14 protein-coding genes and 2 pseudogenes are annotated in these 16,847 nt (G+C 62.0%); 3 read left to right on the plus strand and 13 right to left on the minus strand.

Annotation, left to right across the window (positions count from 1 at the left end):
* Positions 1 to 18: 18 nt before the first annotated feature.
* The 5 genes from AC3WL8_RS26920 to AC3WL8_RS26940 all read right to left on the minus strand — a co-directional run bounded on the left by AC3WL8_RS26920 (position 19) and on the right by AC3WL8_RS26940 (position 5,579).
* Complete coding sequence (locus AC3WL8_RS26920; protein ID WP_492379166.1) at positions 19 to 1,278, minus strand: MFS transporter; 1,260 nt, start codon at positions 1,276 to 1,278, stop codon at positions 19 to 21.
* A gap of 71 nt (positions 1,279 to 1,349) precedes the next feature.
* Positions 1,350 to 2,018, minus strand: a complete 669-nt coding sequence (locus AC3WL8_RS26925; protein ID WP_492379153.1) for a hypothetical protein — start codon at positions 2,016 to 2,018, stop codon at positions 1,350 to 1,352.
* A gap of 158 nt (positions 2,019 to 2,176) precedes the next feature.
* Positions 2,177 to 3,088, minus strand: coding sequence for a LysR family transcriptional regulator (locus AC3WL8_RS26930; RefSeq protein WP_492379154.1), 912 nt, complete (start codon positions 3,086 to 3,088; stop codon positions 2,177 to 2,179).
* 491 nt (positions 3,089 to 3,579) lie between these two features.
* Positions 3,580 to 4,560, minus strand: a complete 981-nt coding sequence (locus AC3WL8_RS26935; protein WP_492379155.1) for a tripartite tricarboxylate transporter substrate binding protein — start codon at positions 4,558 to 4,560, stop codon at positions 3,580 to 3,582.
* A gap of 128 nt (positions 4,561 to 4,688) precedes the next feature.
* Positions 4,689 to 5,579: a LysR family transcriptional regulator gene (locus AC3WL8_RS26940; protein WP_041228985.1), complete on the minus strand. Its 891-nt coding sequence runs from the start codon at positions 5,577 to 5,579 to the stop codon at positions 4,689 to 4,691.
* 150 nt (positions 5,580 to 5,729) lie between these two features.
* Between AC3WL8_RS26940 and AC3WL8_RS26945 the strand changes: the two genes are divergently transcribed.
* The gene (locus tag AC3WL8_RS26945; protein WP_492379156.1) at positions 5,730 to 7,706 is read left to right on the plus strand and encodes an aconitase family protein; all 1,977 of its coding nucleotides are present in this window, start codon (positions 5,730 to 5,732) and stop codon (positions 7,704 to 7,706) included.
* Between the two features lie 674 nt (positions 7,707 to 8,380).
* On the opposite strand, the gene AC3WL8_RS26950 is transcribed toward AC3WL8_RS26945, so the two are convergent.
* The 8 genes and pseudogenes from AC3WL8_RS26950 to AC3WL8_RS26985 all read right to left on the minus strand — a co-directional run bounded on the left by AC3WL8_RS26950 (position 8,381) and on the right by AC3WL8_RS26985 (position 15,521).
* Positions 8,381 to 9,409, minus strand: a complete 1,029-nt coding sequence (locus AC3WL8_RS26950; RefSeq protein ID WP_049800698.1) for a tripartite tricarboxylate transporter substrate-binding protein — start codon at positions 9,407 to 9,409, stop codon at positions 8,381 to 8,383.
* A gap of 137 nt (positions 9,410 to 9,546) precedes the next feature.
* The gene (locus AC3WL8_RS26955) at positions 9,547 to 9,900 is read right to left on the minus strand and encodes a DUF4387 domain-containing protein (RefSeq protein WP_013958725.1); all 354 of its coding nucleotides are present in this window, start codon (positions 9,898 to 9,900) and stop codon (positions 9,547 to 9,549) included.
* 28 nt (positions 9,901 to 9,928) lie between these two features.
* A complete protein-coding gene (locus AC3WL8_RS26960; RefSeq protein ID WP_492379157.1) occupies positions 9,929 to 11,290 on the minus strand; it encodes an acyclic terpene utilization AtuA family protein in 1,362 nt (453 codons plus the stop codon).
* A 204-nt stretch (positions 11,291 to 11,494) separates the two neighbouring features.
* Complete coding sequence (locus tag AC3WL8_RS26965) at positions 11,495 to 12,517, minus strand: sigma-54 interaction domain-containing protein (protein ID WP_492379158.1); 1,023 nt, start codon at positions 12,515 to 12,517, stop codon at positions 11,495 to 11,497.
* Between the two features lie 145 nt (positions 12,518 to 12,662).
* Positions 12,663 to 12,881 carry a helix-turn-helix domain-containing protein gene (locus tag AC3WL8_RS26970; RefSeq protein WP_051591465.1) on the minus strand — a complete coding sequence of 73 codons (219 nt, stop codon included), beginning with the start codon at positions 12,879 to 12,881 and terminating at the stop codon, positions 12,663 to 12,665.
* A gap of 200 nt (positions 12,882 to 13,081) precedes the next feature.
* A complete protein-coding gene (locus AC3WL8_RS26975) occupies positions 13,082 to 14,233 on the minus strand; it encodes a P-loop NTPase family protein (RefSeq protein ID WP_492379159.1) in 1,152 nt (383 codons plus the stop codon).
* 259 nt (positions 14,234 to 14,492) lie between these two features.
* A pseudogene (locus AC3WL8_RS26980) lies at positions 14,493 to 14,743 on the minus strand (H-NS histone family protein).
* Positions 14,727 to 15,521, minus strand: a pseudogene (locus tag AC3WL8_RS26985) (hypothetical protein). The pseudogenes AC3WL8_RS26980 and AC3WL8_RS26985 overlap by 17 nt, the downstream one beginning before the upstream one ends.
* A 53-nt stretch (positions 15,522 to 15,574) precedes the next feature.
* On the opposite strand from AC3WL8_RS26985, the gene AC3WL8_RS26990 reads away from it, so the two are divergent.
* Positions 15,575 to 16,348: an integrase/recombinase gene (locus AC3WL8_RS26990; RefSeq protein ID WP_492379160.1), complete on the plus strand. Its 774-nt coding sequence runs from the start codon at positions 15,575 to 15,577 to the stop codon at positions 16,346 to 16,348.
* On the plus strand, positions 16,258 to 16,521 hold the full coding sequence (locus AC3WL8_RS26995) for a helix-turn-helix domain-containing protein (RefSeq protein WP_492379161.1): 264 nt from the start codon (positions 16,258 to 16,260) through the stop codon (positions 16,519 to 16,521). The genes AC3WL8_RS26990 and AC3WL8_RS26995 overlap by 91 nt, the downstream gene beginning before the upstream one ends.
* The last annotated feature ends 326 nt before the right edge of the window (positions 16,522 to 16,847 follow it).

Consider the following 16,847-nt stretch of genomic DNA (forward strand, 5'->3'; position numbering starts at 1 on the left):
CGACGGGCCACGCCCGATCTAATGCTCAAGCGGCTTGTGGGCCGTCTCACGGGCAGCCAGCAGCGCAAGCAGCGTCACGCCCAATGCCACGCAGACGTAGAGCGACACCGCGCCGGTCGTGCCATAGAACCGGTACAGGCTCGTGATGATGAGCGGAGCGAAGCCGCCGCCGAGAATGCCGGCCAGGGTGTAGGCCAGTGACGAGCCTGCATAGCGCACGCGCGTCGGAAACTGCTCGGTCACGAAAGCTGCCTGCGGGCCGTACATGGTCGCGTGGATCTGCAGCCCCAGCACAACCGCCAGACAAATCTGCCACGGCTGGCTGCTGTCCATCAGCACGAAGAACACGTAGGCCCAGACGATTCCCAGCAGCGCTCCGGCCAGGTAGACCGGCCGGCGGCCGAGCTTGTCAGACAGCGCACCGAACAGCGGCACCGTCAGCGCATTGCCGGCCGCGCCCAACATCGTCGCGGTCAGCGCCAGCGGACGCGACAGGTGCAGCACGCTGGTGACATAGGTCAGCGTGAATACCACGACCAGGGCATAGAGCACGTCCGAGCCGATCCGCGCGCCGCCGGCCACCAGCAGACGGCGCCAGTGCGATACGAACACTTCCTTGAGCGGGGTCTCGGCCTGGGCATTGTGCGCAGCCATTTCCTTGAACGCCGGCGTCTCATCCACGCCGCGCCGCAGCCACAAGCCGAAGACCACCAGCGCCACGCTCGATACGAACGGGATGCGCCAGCCCCACGCCAGGAAGTCCTCCGGGCTCAGGAACAGCGAGACAAGGGCAATGAAGCCAGTGCCCAACAGCGTGCCGGCCGACGGACCCACTTGCGTAAAAGACGCGTTGCGCCCGCGCTGGTCCTGCCTGCCGTGCTCCATCGCCAGCAGCACCGCGCCGGCCCACTCGCCGCCGATGGCGGCGCCCTGTACAAAGCGCAGCACCACCAGCAGCAGCGGGCTCCAGATGCCCCACGACGCATAGGTTGGCAACAAGCCCATCATGCCGGTGGCCACGCCCATCAGGATCAGCGTGGTCACCAGGACGAAGCGACGGCCGAGCTTGTCGCCAAGATGGCCGAACACCATGCCCCCGAGCGGCCGGGATACATAGCCGACGGCGTACGTGGAGAACGCCAGGATCGTGCCGGTGAGCGGATCGAACGACGGAAAGAAGATGACGTTGAAGACCAGCGCCGCCATCAGGTTGTACACGGTAAAGTCGTACCACTCCAGCGTAGTCCCGATCGAGCTGGCCGCGGCCAGGCGGCGCATCTTGGCGTTGGCACCGCCCTCGCGCGCGCCGGCTGCGGCGCTGATGTCGGCTGCGGACGAAATCATTTCACTCATGACGTCAGTTCCTTTGCATAGAGTTTCCACTTGAGGATGTAGCGCGTCGCGCCGGCGGGATCGGCGTGCAGGCCCTGCGCCGCCATGCTCAGCGCATGCTCGCTCGCCTGTCCGTCACTGCTCTCCACGACGAAGAGGGGAAGCAACTGGCGTCCTTCGAGGCTCTCATTGGGCAAAGGCTGACTGAGTTCGTCATCGGGGACGAGGAGATAGGAGCGGACGAACCCTGCGCACAGCGACAGTTCATCTCCGACCTCGCCGGCCCGATCGATAAGGGCAACGGCATCGTAGGCGCGCGGCAGTGGGAGGATCCCGAGCCAGCTGCCGCTACCTTGTCCCACCGAGGCATTGACCGCGCACACGCGGCGCATCGGCTTGCGCATGCGTCCGAGATTGGTGACTGACCACGGGGTCTGATGCCGGAAGGCCTGCTTGTAGGCTGCCGAGGTGAACGCGGCCAGCGATTCGGTGCGATAGAGGCCAAGGTACTTCGGGCCACCGTGCACCGCCTGGTAGCGCGCGGCCGAAATAAAGCCTGGAATGCGTGCGCGCTCCTCTACGTGTTCGCGGTCGTACCAGAGGTTGAAATCGGCTTCATCGGCCGCATCCACATTGGATGCGACGAACAATAAGCCATGTGGGGGAATGACCACAAGATTGCTCATCAAACTCTATCTCCTCCGATGAAATCGCCGGGTGTGGCAGATGAGTCGATGATCCTTGCAGCAGCGAGTCAGGACAAACGGGAAATTGTTGGTCGATCCGATCAGTTTTTCTTGTGGACGCGGCCGGGAAACCGCACCAAGGTGGCGCAACGGCCTCTCTAGGCACCCGAATATGGTGCAGGCAGCGACTGGACGAACCGATCCGATTCGCGGCAGGCCAGTTCGGCAACGAAGCGGATGGCCTCGGAAACGCCATGGTCGTGATAACTGACCACGACGCGCTGCGGTGGCAGCGGAACATCGCAGGCAAGCAGGCGCAATTCGCCGCGCTCGACCTGCTCGCGCACCGGTGCCAGCGGCATCAGGGCATTGCCGAACCCGCCCTTGACCAGCCTGACAATGGCCGCGATCGAACTGACGCAATGCACCTTGCCAACCGGTAGTCCGGCCTTGCGGTACAACTCCTTGAGCGCAACGTGGGGCTGCGAGCCCCGGCTCATGGTGATGGTCGGACGCTGCAGCAGCCCGACCAGCACGCCTTCACCCGGCTGCGGCGCGCCGGGTGGGCCAATCCAACCCATTGCCATCGGCAGGCAGGGCATGCTGGCAATGCCTTCGCCGACGGCAGTGTCGGTCTGCAGTGCGATATCGATTGCGCCGGCGCGCAGGCTCTTGTGCAGCCCTTCGGTCGTCTCGGAGGTGATCTGCACCTCGATGCCGGGATATGTCGAACTCAGGTGGCGCAGGAAGTCGACCAGCCAGGTATGCACCACGGTCTCGATCGCGCCGATGCGCACCAGCCCGAGCAGTTGCTGGTCGGAGCGGCCCAACACCATGATTTCGCGCTGGAGTTCGAGCATCCGCTCACCGTAGCTAAGCAGCCGCAGGCCAACCGGCGTCAGGCGCAGATCGCGCGCTTCGCGTTCAAAGACGCGGGCCCCGATCTCCTGCTCGAGCGAGGCGATGCGGTTTGACATTGCCGCCTGCGTGATGTGCAGATGGTCGGCCGCAGCGCGGAAGCTGCCAAGCCGCGCTACCCACATGAAGGCCTCGATGAAACGTGTATTCAAGGGCACCTCGGTGCAAAGCGGCCTGAATCCACACCTTCCATGGTGTCGTCCCCTCGTATTTGTGAGCCAATTTGCCGAGGATTGTACCTCCATACCCGTTATGGACTTGATGAAAGGTCTTTCAGAAAGGCAGACCTAGAGCAGCACCGTGCCGCTTCCCGCTCGAGCCGCCGCCTCGCGAATCCGCAGGTCCTACTTACGTCCCGGCCATTTGGGCAGGCCATTCGGCCGTGCGTCGCCACGTAATACAAATTGGTGGGCGACAGCAATCTGAGCCAGCCTGGAGCAAGCAGTTGCCCCAGGCTGTCCTCGCGGCACTAGGTCTTGATCGCCTCGCGCAATTCGGCCTCAGGCTCGACGTCCGCCATAGCTCATGAACGGCGAGCAAAATCCCTGCACAAGACTCAGGTTGTTATTCGCCAAGTCGCTGGTGGAGGGAATCATGTGTGAACTCAGCAACATCCGGACGTCGCCCGCCAATGAATAGTCAATCAGTTAAGGGTCGCACCTGCCTGCTTCACGATTTTGGCGTGCTTTTCCAATTCCGCCTTGAAGAACGAGGGAGCACCCTCAGCGCTCGACGTCGAGATGATCACGCCCTGCTGCGCAAGTTGTTCCTGGACGTCCTTTTCTTGCAGAGTCGTCCTAATCTTCGACTGCAACTGTGTAACGTTTTGGGGTTGCATGCCGGCCGGGCCCACAATCGCAAGCCAGGCGTCAAAGTTGTACTGAGGCAGTCCAGATTCTGCGAGCGTCGGCACGTCGGGCAAGCCAGGCACGCGCCGCGCCGTCGACACTGCAATGGCCTTCAGCTTGCCGCTCTTAACTAGAGGCAGGACGGTCTGAAGAGTCAAGAAGCCGAACTGAACCTGACCACCGACCAAATCAGTCGTATAGTTGCCCGCCCCCTTGTACGGGACGTGGCTGACATTGACCTTTGCCTCGCTCGCGAACAGTTGCCCAGCAAGGTGCAGAACCGTCCCGTTACCCGACGAGCCATAGTTGTATTCGCCCGGGTTGGACTTCAGCACTGCAATGAGTTCCTTTGTGTTGTTCGCGCGTACCGACGGATTCACAACAAGGACCAGCGGCAACGTGCCGATGACGGTGATAGGAGTTATGTCCTTCAACGCGTCATACGGCACGTTCTTGTATATGAACGGATTGATGACGTGGTTCGAGGAGATCAATCCTAGCGTCGAGCCGTCTTTCGGCGCACGAACAAGTTGCTGCGTCCCCGGCACGCCTCCAGCTCCAGGCAAATTCTCGATCACAACGGAGTGACCCAAATTTTTGGACAGTGACTGGCTCATAGCGCGGGCAACAGCATCTGCTTGTGAACCAGCCTGTGTAGGAACAATCAAGCGAATGGGTGTTTGCGCAATTACAGGAGAAAAGATCCCTGTAACGAGCGCACACGATGTCACCACAACAAATGCATTGCGCACTTGCTTCAGAAGCGAGATGGGCATTTATGTCTCCGTCTACTGTGTGGCACCGCGTGTCCGCGATGACCTATTGGACGGAGTTTAGTGCGGTAGTCTGCCGTAGCAGAGTGCTAATGCGGTAGACCCGCTATCGCACCCGAGCATATCCACTGTTAACCCTGCTGTTTCAGTGCCTCAACCAACGCTGACACCGCGCGGAGCCGCGGATTCTTATAGGGGGCGTAGATAAGTAAGCGGCGGTTACTCCACGTTTCTTGCAGCGGTATTCTGACGAATCTGTCCGAGCCGGCATATGCCGCACTGGCGCTATTTGGCAGCACGGCTATGCCCAATCCGGCCTCCACCATTCGACAGCCGGCTTCAAAGCTGGAAACAGCAACGCTTTGGTTAAACGGCACCCGAAGATTTGTTGCCTGTTCACGGAGTTCCTGCGCCAATGCACCTCCAGGCTGCACGACTACCAAAGGATGGTCGAGAATCTCCGCATACCGAAGTCGCTTGCGTTTTGCCAGCGAGTGATTCACCGGCACTACAACGTTGAGCGGATCAATGGCGAAAGGCCACGACTCTAAACCAGGCGGAGCGTTAGCTGCGACGCCAATGCCCACATCTACGACATCGTCCAAACAGGCGCGAATCGACTCGGACGTCGATCGCTCAAACAGCGCAATTTCGACGAGCGGATGCGCCTGCTTGAACCCATGCAAGCGCTCAGGAAGAAAACCGATAATAGCCGAAGGACTTGCAGACAGTCTTACGACGCCTGCGACCTTGTCCCCAAGATCCTGCACCTCACGAGTGAAGGCAACGATGTCCGCATTGAGCTTCCTACCCAACTCCAGCGCACGCTCCCCTGCGTCTGTAAGCGCCACGCCGGTGGTGGAACGGATAAACAGCCCGACCCCCAAGTTGCGCTCCAGTTCCGCAATTCGCCGGCTCAGGGCCGACTGGGCGATGTGCTCGAGCTCCGCCGCACGCTTGATGGAACCTTCTCGCGCGACGGAAAGGAAAAGTTGAATACTGACAGGGTCTATGCGGTGCATTGTTTGTGAGCGCAAGTGCAGTGTCGGACAGCCGTGCACGGCTAGGGTTTTCCCGATATATTCTGCGGCGATACCGGGAATGCTACATCAGCGCTTGGTCTTAGGGAACAGACCGACTTAAAGTCCAATGAAATCCCACAGGAGATCCCCATGAACGTCCTCGAGCCGAATGGCCGCGTCTTGTATCTGGTCCACTCGACGGCGGCAATGGAAAAGCAACTGCAAGGGGAGAGACTGACTCCCGCCGACCGTGAGCCGCTTCGAAATGATGTTTCCACCGACGAAATTACGCCGGTGCCCATTCTCACCCACTACGACGACGCACTAGGACGGTATCCGTACACTGGATATAAGGTCGGTGCGACGCTGCCGTTTAAGCCCGATTCCGTTCGGCAAGGTAAGTTCTACATCACCGTCGCCGGCAATCGCTACGGCAAAGGCTCCTCCCGTGAACACAGCCCGGCGGCCGAAAAACTCGCCGGCATCCGGCTAGTCATCGCGAAAAGCTTCGAACGGATCTATCGCCAGAACGCGGACAACATTGGCCTTTACACGTCCACGGACTTCAGCCTGGTTCCGCGCCTTGAAGCTGGGGAAGCAATTCCACTTGACGAACTCGTGGGAGGTCGAGACGCGCTGGCAGCTTCCATTTTGAAGCATGGCGGCCTGCTCAAGTTTGGCCAGCAGTACCTTACCAACGTCACGCCGGCCGCGAAGGTCGACGCACAGCGTCCCCAAACACTTTTCGAAAAGATTGTTCGACGCAACTTGCTGGCGACGCCAGTTACGTCTTCCGACCCCAAGCCTGGCGACGGTATCTTTGTTCAGGCCCACTGGCGATTCATTCACGAGTATTACACCGGCATGTGCGCTCATATGCTGCACGCGACATTCGGCAAGCCAGTGAAGTTGAAACATGCTGACCATATTGTCGTCTTCGAAGACCACACTTCGTACGTGACAGAAAGCCCCGCTCACGTTCGCAATGGCCTCGTCGAGAACGTCGTGCAGATGCGATTCGCGCAGCGCGACTTCGTGAAGACCTATGGGCTCACGTTTCACCGTACCCTTACGGATGAAGAGCTATCGAAGGACGATGGAAACAACGTCGCCGGCATTTCCCACGCCATGATGGCCGAGCAGTATGCCCTGCCCGGTCAAGTGGTTGTTGGCACGGATTCTCATACGCCTCACAGCGGCGCCCTGGGTTGCGTAGCCTTCGGCGTTGGCACCACCGACATGGCCAACGCCTTCGTTACCGGTGCTGTGCGCATGACGCTGCCAGAGTCGATCCGCGTGCATCTCGGTGGCAAGCTGCAGGCAGGCGTCACCGCCAAAGACGTTGTTCTCCAACTGCTGGCCCAGCCCGCAATCAAGGCGGGTGCCGGCGTTGGGAAGGTCTTCGAATTCGCCGGCCCGGTAGTTTCCGCCATGAGCGTGGACGAACGGGCAACGCTTACCAACATGTGCGCCGAATTGGGTGGGTTCACTGGCATCGTCGCGCCAGATGCCGAGACTGTTCGCTTCCTCCTGGAACGGCGTGGCGTCGAGTTCCAACTCGAGCCCTGGATGCACAGTGACGAAGGAGCGAAGTACGCCGCAAATCTTGAGGTCGATTGCAGCGTTCTGTCTCCGATGGTTGCACGTCCTGGCGACCCTGGCAACGGCTTGCCGCTCGCTACACTCGATGAGACTGTGAAAGTCGACATCGCCTATGGAGGCTCTTGCACTGCAGGTAAGCGCGAGGACTTCGACCAGTATCACGCGGTATTCCAATGGGCCGCCGAACGTGGCCTGAGAATCCCCGAACACGTGACCCTCTATCTCCAGTTCGGCACGACCGACGTGCGGGACTATTGCCAGAACAAAGGCTACCTTAAGGCCTTTGAAGCGGTAGGTGCACGCATTCTGCAGCCCTCATGCGGCGCATGTGCAAACTGCGGCCCGGGATCATCCACGAGCCCTGAGCAGGTAACCGTGAGCTCAATCAACCGAAACTTCCCTGGACGTTCGGGCCCTGGCCAAGTCTGGCTGGCGAGCCCTCCTACTGTGGCTGCCAGCGCCATCGCAGGCAAGCTCGTTTCGTTCAAAGAGCTGCAGCTGAACCAACCCGCCTCATCTCACTGAACACGTACAGTACGATCTCGAAGTGCTGGAGTCTGTCGCCCATCTCGTAACGGTAAAGTATTAGGCCCGAACGTATGTTGTGCCCCGATCTTCCTGCGCTGATTCTCACTGCAGCGGACCACTACTTTAACGACGAGCGTACTGGTCATGATCCGTGGAGTCTCGTGGGCTCTGCCAACCATGTTCTGTCGGAGCGCACGGACGCGTTCCTGAATGTTGGGTATGCCCGCAACAAGGAAGGTTCGAGGCGCGGGTTGAATGGATTTGATACAAACATTACGCCGGGAAGCAATCAAACTGGCGTAATGCTTGGGCTGCGCCACAAGTTCTAATCGTGATACGCGGCCGCCGTGCTAGCGACCACAGCGTAGCGACACTCGCACCTCGACCGGCCGGAGACTTGCTTGGCCGCCGGCAGCTGCTGCCGTTCCTGACGGATTTGCCCCCCGCTTTTTTGCCACTCCCCCAGCAAGACGTAAGGCGTGTCCGCGTTGCAAGCAACCCGCATTTTCGAACCGATACAGGTTACAACGCCCCCAGCAGTTCATCGCTTGCCTTTCCAAGTTAACTCGGAAAATGCCATCAAGCGCTCGTAGTCAGCGTCGAATAGCGGTTCGGTGCGGTAAGCGTTTAGACGCCTTTCACCAACTATCGCGTGGACGCGTAGCCCCCGCTCACTCCGCGACGATCTTGCGGTCCGCCGCGATCCGTTTCCACTGCGCAAGATCCTGCCTGATCCGGACGCCGAATTCGGCAGGCGACGCTGCCAGCGGATGCGAGCCATCCGGCTCCAGCACCACGCGCACGTCATGCGATGCGGCGATCTCGGCGATCTCGCGATTGAGCCGCTGTACCAGCGCAGCCGGCGTGCCGGCCGGGGCCAGCACACCTACCCAAATCTCGATGCCATAGCCCGGCACCGAAGCCGCCAGTGGCGGCAGGCCAGGGAACGCGGGGTTCGGCGTGACAGAGGTAACGGCCAGCGGCTTGACTTTGCCGGCCTTGATCTGCGTGGCGATTGAACTGTAGTTCGACATCATCACGTCAATCTGCCCAGCGGCAAGGTCGATCAGCGCATTGGCCGCGCCTTTGTACGGCACATGCATCATCTGCACCTTCGCTGTGTCGCACATCAACTCGGTCGCGAGCTGTCCAAGCGAGCCCACGCCCGCCGAGCCATAGGTGATGGTCCCTGGCTTCGCGCGTGCGGCTGCAATCAGATCTACCGGCGTGTGGATCGATTTCGACGATGCAATCGTAGACGACACCGCCAGCAATAGCGGCCCGTCAGCCACTAGCGCCACCGGAGCAAACGCGGACAGCGGATCATATGGCGAGCGCGCCTGCGTCGCAGCCGCGGTCAGGAAGGTTGACGACGTCAGCAGCAGCACTGAGCCGTCTCGCGGCGCTTTGGCGACGTAGTCCGCACCGAGCACGCCGGCCACGCCGGGACGGTTTTCCACGATCACCGTGTTGCCAAGGCGCTTGGCCAGCGCCGGCGCGATCGCGCGGGCGATCACATCATTGCTGGCCCCTGCGGAGAACGGCACCACAATCCGCATCAGCGGCGGCACGGCGGTTGCGCTCTGCGCACGCGCCGCGCCCGCCGGCCAGGGCGCAACGGCAAGCGTCGCCAAGATGACCGTCCCAGGCAGGCTACGTGCCAGCAGGGTCCAAATGCGCTTGAGAAAGGTCTTGTCCATATGTGGATCCGAATTCATCGTAATGCAGGAAAACTGCGGGACGCAACTGCGGAAGCCGCAATGCGAAACGGTGCGCACTTCCGGGCATCTGGCCGCGGCCGGCCCTTGGGGGCGGGCCGCGGTAAGGTGCACTCGTATCAGGCTGGGATCTCGAGTTCCAGCAACGGCGCGTACTGCTGCGCGCCGAAGATGTCGCCATCGCCCGCGCTGCCGCTCGGACGCTTGCGGTACATCGTGAACTTGATCGCGAAGGCCGGATCGTATTCGACGAAGTCGGAGATGCGCTCCACCGGAACATGGAACAGCGCGGCCATGCTTTCTCGGCTCAGCACGCGGGACCGCTTGACGCGTTCATATTGCGCTGCCTCGCGGAAAATAACGTCGAAGGTGATCTTGTTGACCCCGGCGTTCTTGCTGCGGATGGTCTTGGCCAGCTCGTGCAGCTTCTGGGTCGGCGCCAGGCTGGGTGCGGATGGATTGGCAGTGGTCATGATGGGCTTCCTAAGGAACGGTGGCGCGTCAGACGCCGGCCTCTACGAGATGCGTGGGAAACAGCGCTAGCGGATCGTGCACCTCCACAGTGTGATTTAGCGTCCAACGATAGGTCGAGCTGGCGTGCAGTACCTCGTCGAGCGGAAACGACACCGAGCCGGCGGTGCCTTTGACGTCCGGCAAGCGCGCATAGAACATCTGGCGAAGGCCAATCATCGCCACCTCTTCTGCCATCTCGCGGGTGGGCGCCACCCCCTGCACCATGACGCACAGCTCATGGCCGGGGCGGTCGCGCAGCGGCTCCAGTTCGCCCATCACGCCATCGCGCCCATAGACGTTGTAGTGGAGCTCATAGCCGGTCTCGCCGAAGCGCGCGCGCACCTGATCTTTGGCCCAGGCGATCACGCGGTCCACGTTGGCGATCGTGTACGGATCACGGATGCCGCACAGCCCCACATAACGCTCGCCGACTTTGCCCGACCCCTCCAGCTTGACGCGGATGACCTCGTCGGGCTCAAAGCGGGAGCCGGTGATGCGGGTGGTGCGCGGATCCACCTGTTCGTAGTGGCATTGGCTCATGTCGAGCCTGCCGCCCGCGACGAATTCCTCGACCGGGTTCGAGCGTTCATACATCGCGTGCCCGGCCACCGACGCGACGGTGCAGCGCTGCTCCGGATGCATCGCGGTGACGCGCACGGCGTCGCGTGAGATCTCGCCCAGCACCGTCTCCTTGCCACCGTAGGGCTCGGCGCAGAACGAGGCGCATTCGAGCACCTTGCCCAGATAGTAGGCATGATCGGCGGCGAACCCGTGGTGCAGAGCCGGCGCTGCGAACACCGCTGCGTCGGAGCTGCGCCCGCCGATGATCACGTCCGCACCTTGGGCCAGCAATTCGAGATAGGGATGCACGCCAGCCATTGCCACGATGCGGTCGGTGCCGTCCAACTCCGACAGCGTCAGGTCGGCAAAGCCGTCCAGCCCGCGGATTGTCTCGCCCGCGCCGAGCTTTTCACGCAACAGCGACTTGGGCACCTCGGAGTAGAAGTAGCCGATGCGAAAGCGCTTCAGCCCGTGCTTCTGCGCAAGCTCACGGATGATGTTCACGTAGAGGTCGACCCGGCTGTTGGTACCGGTATCGCCGGCCGAGCCGATGATCATCGGCACGCCCAGCCGCCGAGATGCCAGCAGCATGTGCTCAAGGTCGTGGCGCTGCCACGCCTCGGGGCTGGTCGACGTATCCGAGCCCAGCGGCACCGGGCCCACGTCATCGCTGCCCGAATCGGCCGCGATATAGTCCGGCCCGGCGGCCACACCGATCTCAAAGCTGCCCGTGCGCAAGGGAGCAAAGCCGAGATGGCCATTGGGGCAAATGATCTTCAGCGACTGCATTCAACGTTCTCCAGTTAGGTGACGCTTCCTTAAAGCGGGTCACACGACACATACTGAGCAGAAGCTGTGCCAGGAGAACGGGTTGATTTTTTCCCTTTTAAATCAATGACCAACAATCGACACCTCTGGGAATCGCGTGACTAGCACGCGTATATGCGGCGGCCCGCGTGAGATGCACACTACGGCGCGTGATTTTCACGCGAATCAGTTCGAGGCTAGTCCCAACTTGATCATCTGGTGCCGCAGAGCGTGGCGGCTTAGGCCGAGGCGCTGCGCAGCCCGCGCGACATTGCCGTTGCAGGCGGCCAGGGTCTGCTCGATGAGTTCTGCCTGAAAGCGGGCCGTGGCAGAGTAGTAATCCAAGCCGTCATCCGTCGCTGCAGTTGCTAGCGACGCGTTGACTTCGACAACGGTTGCCGCTGCGTCAGCCGGGTCTGCCGCCGCCGCCATTACTCCCACTGCCCGGAGGATGCGTGCGGGCAGATGCACAGGAAGCACGCAATCGCCCTGCTCCAGCAGGCAGATCCGCTCGAGCAGATTCTCAAGCTCGCGCACATTGCCCGGCCAAGGGTACGCGCGGAATATCCGCTCGACCTCCGGGTCCAACTGCTCCATCCGACTGCCGTACTGGAGGTTGTAGCGATGCAGCGCGCTATGCGCGAGCAGCAGGATGTCGTCGCCGCGCTCTCGCAGGGGCGGAATATTGATCGCGATTACCTGTAGCCGGTAGTACAGGTCTTCGCGGAACTTGCCGGCATTGACCTCGCTAAGCAGGATCTTGTTGGTGGCGGCGATGAAGCGAACATCCACGCTGATGGGCTTGACCGCGCCAACGCGACGGAAGCGCCGGGTATCTAGCAGTGTCAGCAGCTTGGACTGCATCACCAGATCCAGCTCGCGCACCTCGTCGAGAAAGACGGTGCCGCCATTTCCGGCCTCGATTAACCCCTCTTTCTTCCCGACCGCGCCGGTGAAGGCGCCGCGTTCGTGGCCAAACAGTTCCGATTCAAGCAATTGCGCCGGAATCGCCGCGCAATTGATATCGATGAATTCTGCCCTGGCGCGGCTCGATTGCTGGTGCAGCATGCGAGCCACCAAGCTCTTGCCAGTACCGGTTTCTCCATACAACAACACTATGCGCGCTTGGCTCGCTGCCACGCGTGCGATCAGGTCGCGCAGAGCGGCGATCGACGGATGGTCTCCGACAAGTTGCAAGGGTGCATTCATCGCGACGCACCCAAGTAGCCGACCGCACCAAAATAGTCCGACATATCGTAGCCCATGAATTGTTGATTTACCGGATTTGCGAGTGCCGTGTGTGAGAGGCCAAAAACGGTTAGCCAAGATGGCTCGCGGGCGGCGCATCTTGTTGTCATGGCTGTTCCCATGCAGCCAACTCGCCGGTCTCGAGCGCATGAGCCGCTGCCTGTTCGAGCCAAGGCGCATGAGTCTTGGGAACGACCAGCATCGTCAAACCTAGTCCGTCCATCACACGCAGGGCGTGCTCGAGATTGACGCCCTTGCCGTTCTCCAGCTTGGACAGCATGCCAATGGAGACACCGCAATGCCTCGCCGCCTGGTCAATGGGCATCCCTTCCCCTGCGCGGGTGGCTCTGGTTGATGGCATTGGAAAGTCCGGATCTCAGCAAATCATCATGCTGCGCTCAAAGCACGCTCACCCCCATCTGAAGCAAGCTGTCGTCCTCGGGGTAATCGCCCTTTTGCTGCATGTATGGACTCGACGCCTGCGGTCGTACGTTGAATGATTGGGCGCGGGCTCAAGCGATAGGGCTATCTAGGAACATCGTCGAGCATCCCGGCGCTGGCCATGAGCGTTGCCAGGCCGGTCTCCTCGAGCGCATAGACCCCACGGGCTGCGCGCCATACAAGCGCCTTCTCCTGCAGCGCCGCAAGCGCTTGCTGAGCGCCAGATACGTCGATCTTAGCGTCGACATTGGGTGATGTCGCTTGCAACACAGCGTTGTACGACTCAATGGTCGCGGCTTCGAATGGCGCAAATTTCTCACCGCGGACCGCCATGACGCGAAGAACCGTCGATTGCGGTAGCGTCAAATTATGCACCACTCGCAATTGCTCGCGCTCGCTCTCTGCGATCTGCTCGTCGATGGCCTCGGCGAAGCGCGTGCTTACCTGATCCGGCGGCAACCCAAACTCAAAGCGTACCGCATCCGCTGCGGCCCCGAGTAGCTCAGGACGGAAGGAAGCGCGCTTAAAGAGTTCGTAGACTCGGGCAGGGTCAAGGGGGGCGCCGAGGTTCAGCCGATGGCAGAACCACTGCACGTAATCCATGCCGAGGGTGGGAAAATTAATGAGCGGCGCGCCCATGAAAGCCTGATCGCGACCGGCACGCAGCATCGCCAACTTGTCGCGGTTAGAGCCTGTGGCCACGACACGAAGGCCGAAATGGCGGCTGCTATTGAGCTCGTCCCTCGCAGCTTTAAGCGCAAACAACGCATCGTTGCCCTTTTCGCTCGCGATAGCTTGCTGTGCTTCATCGATGACCAATGCGATCGGGCGCTTCACCTCGTCAGACAATTCGGCCAGCGCGGTCGACAATGAAATGCCATCGCCAAGACCGATGCGATCCTGCGAAAACGAAAGTCCCCCCACGGCGACCTTCTCCATGCCAACAGATCGCGCGAGTCGGGTAATGACGCCCTCGTGCTTCGCCAGTTCTGCGCGCACCATGTGCACGATGGTTTCGCCAGGATCTGCGCTCCGGTCTTCCCACAGATCAACGTAAAGAACCAGCGCGCCTTCCTTTTCGAGCGCCGGCCGCAGATCCTCTCGCAGGAACGTTGACTTGCCCGTGCGCCGCGGAGCCGCCAAAAACAGCCCCGAACTTGAAGCGGATGTCGGCGACACTTCCAAAACCTTCTTGGCGAGGTTGGTTGCAAGCTCCTCGCGCCGGAAGAATTCCATGTTGCTTTCTCTGCTCTATTATCAACTATAGGAAATTATAGACAATTATAGAGCTGTTATCTGATGAATCTTCCTCGCCGCTACAATACATCACCAAGATAGGTTTGATGCACATCTTTGGCGGTGTTGCGGTGGCGCAGCCTCCTTCCTATCGGGCTTCACGGTACTTCGGGCAAAATCTCTGGCAGCGAGCAACTGGAGTCCGCTGCTGTACCGCACGCTCGCCTTCGACGCCCCCGCGTGGCCAGCGCGCGCTCTCTTATACCCGGTAAAACTCCGCGCTCCGCCCCGCATTGGCCGCCCGCCGCAGCCAGTCCGGCATCTCGCCGGCCCCGTCCCAGCTCGGCCCGCGGCGTTGCGGTAACAGACCACCGGCGGCGGCGCTGGCGGGGGTGGGGGCGGCGGATCAAAGCACCCTGCCTCCCGCAGTTCCTCCATGGTCAGGTCGTAGTCAGCCATCTGGCCCTGGATCCAGCGGATCGCCGCCGCCCGCTCAATTTTTACTGTCATCGTTTTGGTTGTCGTTGCGGTCGCTGCTGTCGCTGCCATCTTCCGGGTTCGAGCCGGTCGGCGCCCCGTGCTCGTCGGCCGGCTTTTCGTCTGGTGCTTCGCTATCGGTCGATGCCGGGCCGCCGGATTTGTGCCGCCGTTCCCCCTCGCGCGGCAGGCGCAGTTCTGCCAGCAGCTGGCGCGCCAGCACGGCTTCCGCCTCGGCGCGCTCGGCCCGGCGCTGTGCTGCCGCCAGTTCCGTCTGCGCCGCGTCCCGCTCGCCGGCGGCCTGGCGCTGCGCCGCCTCGGCGGCCGCGAGCCGCTCGTTGAGCCGCTCCGCGAGCGCCGCCGCCTAGGCTTCGAGTCGGGCCCGGACCTCGGCCTGCGCGACTGCGGAGTCGCGGGCCTCCTGCCGTGCCGCTGCCAGTTCGCCGCGCAACTCTTCGGTGGCGCGCTCGCTCTTCTGGCGCGCGGTGCGCTCCGCATCCAGTCCGCGTAGTGCCCGCCGCTCGCTGGCCTCGGCCCGTTCCTGGGCAATGGTCACCTGCTCGCGGGCGCGTTCCAGCTCGGTCGAGAATTGGGTACGCAGCTCCGTCAGCTGGCGGCCCGCCGCCTTTTCTGCCCGCCCCGCTTCCAGCCGGGCCTGGGTGGCGGCGTGCGCCTGCCGCTTGCTGCCCTTGCGCACCAGGCTGTAGAGCTTGTTGGCGGTGGGCGTGACGCCATAGCGGAAGAACAGCAGGCCGCAGACCTCGCGATACAGCGCGCGGGTCTCGGAGAAGCGCCCGCGCAGTTCAGCCAGGTCGGCCTGCAGCGCGGCGCCGGTCAGAGCTCCCGATCACCCCCCTGGAAAGCTTGGCGGCCCCGCTGCCCAGCCCGCTCGAACGCCTGCAGCTGCCGCCGGCGCTCTCCGGCGCCGCCGGCAGCAAGAAGCTCGGCCGCGGCCACCGCGACTGGCGCCCCTTTGCCGGGCCCCTGTCGCCGGCCAGCGTGCGGCACGCGCTGGTCATTCTGAATGCCCTCTTCGCCTGGCTGACCGAAGCCGGCTATCTGGCCGGCAATCCGCTCGCGCTGGCGCGCCGCCGGCGCGCGCCGAACCGGCCGCGCATCACGCGCTACCTCAGTCACGACTTGTGGGACGCGGTCAAAGAGACCGTCGCGGCGATGCCGGTCGCGACCGAGCGTGAACGCCTGCACCCGGCGCGCTGCCGCTGGGTGCTGACGGTGCTCTACCCGGGCGGGTTGCGGGCCGCCGAGGTGACGGGTACCCCCATGGGGACGTTCTGGACCCGCACCTCAGGGGTTCTTCACTTCTCGACCCACTTACTGCGACAGAGCCTCTTTTCGCACCGGGTGGAACTTGGCGCGGCATTCAATGGCATCGCATTTTTCCAGAGTCCCCTGCAAACGCCCCTCTCCACCTATTCCAGCCTGGATCAGTATGCACGGCAGTATGTCGAGTCGGTCAGCGCGCGCAGCGGGCAGACGGCGGACGAGAAAGTGCGTCAAATGATTGTCGCGTTGATGCCCTCGGGGGAATGTTCCCTCGCCCGTATTGCTGGCCTGCTCGGCGTGGATGTACGGACCATCCGGCGCCGGCTCGGGGCACGTCGTACAACGAGCTTCTGAACGAGGTACGCAAGGATCTGGTGGTGCGATACCTGAGTGAGGTGTCGCGCAAGCATGCGGAAATTGCGTTGCTCCTTGGTTTCAGCGGCCCCAGTTCATTCTCGCGCTGGTTCAGGCACGAGTTTGGGTACAAGGTCCAGGACTGGACCGGCGGCAGCGCGCCCTCTGTCTGAGCAGCCGCCCCCCCCGAGCATTCTGCTCGGCGTGTCAGTTCGGAACGGCAGAGCCGGCAGGGAGGTCTGCACCGCGTCGCGATCCGCGAGGGTGCCAGTCACATCGGGCAACTGACATAGAATGATAAATGCCTGTCACGTATTGACAAGCGGGAGAAACTCGCGACGCCCAAACTCTCAATGATCGATCGGCCTAATCGACAATAGGAGACAGGGTTCATGATTCAGCGCCTCAAAGCGGCACCCGCAGTGGTCCGCGCAACCTCTCTGGGCAATTCGATCCAGGTCGAGCAAGTCACTTGCACGATCGGTGCGGAGCTCAGCAA

The sequence above is a fragment of the Cupriavidus sp. FW305-F7 genome, assembly GCF_058782875.1.

Coding starts and splice junctions, on each gene's coding strand:
- AC3WL8_RS26970 (WP_051591465.1), bottom strand. CDS start 12,881: ATGCCCATTGACCAGGCGGCGAGGCATTGCGGTGTCTCCATTGGCATG.
- AC3WL8_RS26920 (WP_492379166.1), bottom strand. CDS start 1,278: ATGCGCCGCCTGGCCGCGGCCAGCTCGATCGGGACTACGCTGGAGTGG.
- AC3WL8_RS26950 (WP_049800698.1), bottom strand. CDS start 9,409: ATGGACAAGACCTTTCTCAAGCGCATTTGGACCCTGCTGGCACGTAGC.
- AC3WL8_RS26935 (WP_492379155.1), bottom strand. CDS start 4,560: ATGCCCATCTCGCTTCTGAAGCAAGTGCGCAATGCATTTGTTGTGGTG.
- AC3WL8_RS26960 (WP_492379157.1), bottom strand. CDS start 11,290: ATGCAGTCGCTGAAGATCATTTGCCCCAATGGCCATCTCGGCTTTGCT.
- AC3WL8_RS26945 (WP_492379156.1), top strand. CDS start 5,730: ATGAACGTCCTCGAGCCGAATGGCCGCGTCTTGTATCTGGTCCACTCG.
- AC3WL8_RS26955 (WP_013958725.1), bottom strand. CDS start 9,900: ATGACCACTGCCAATCCATCCGCACCCAGCCTGGCGCCGACCCAGAAG.
- AC3WL8_RS26995 (WP_492379161.1), top strand. CDS start 16,258: ATGTTCCCTCGCCCGTATTGCTGGCCTGCTCGGCGTGGATGTACGGAC.
- AC3WL8_RS26925 (WP_492379153.1), bottom strand. CDS start 2,018: ATGAGCAATCTTGTGGTCATTCCCCCACATGGCTTATTGTTCGTCGCA.
- AC3WL8_RS26965 (WP_492379158.1), bottom strand. CDS start 12,517: ATGAATGCACCCTTGCAACTTGTCGGAGACCATCCGTCGATCGCCGCT.
- AC3WL8_RS26975 (WP_492379159.1), bottom strand. CDS start 14,233: ATGGAATTCTTCCGGCGCGAGGAGCTTGCAACCAACCTCGCCAAGAAG.
- AC3WL8_RS26940 (WP_041228985.1), bottom strand. CDS start 5,579: ATGCACCGCATAGACCCTGTCAGTATTCAACTTTTCCTTTCCGTCGCG.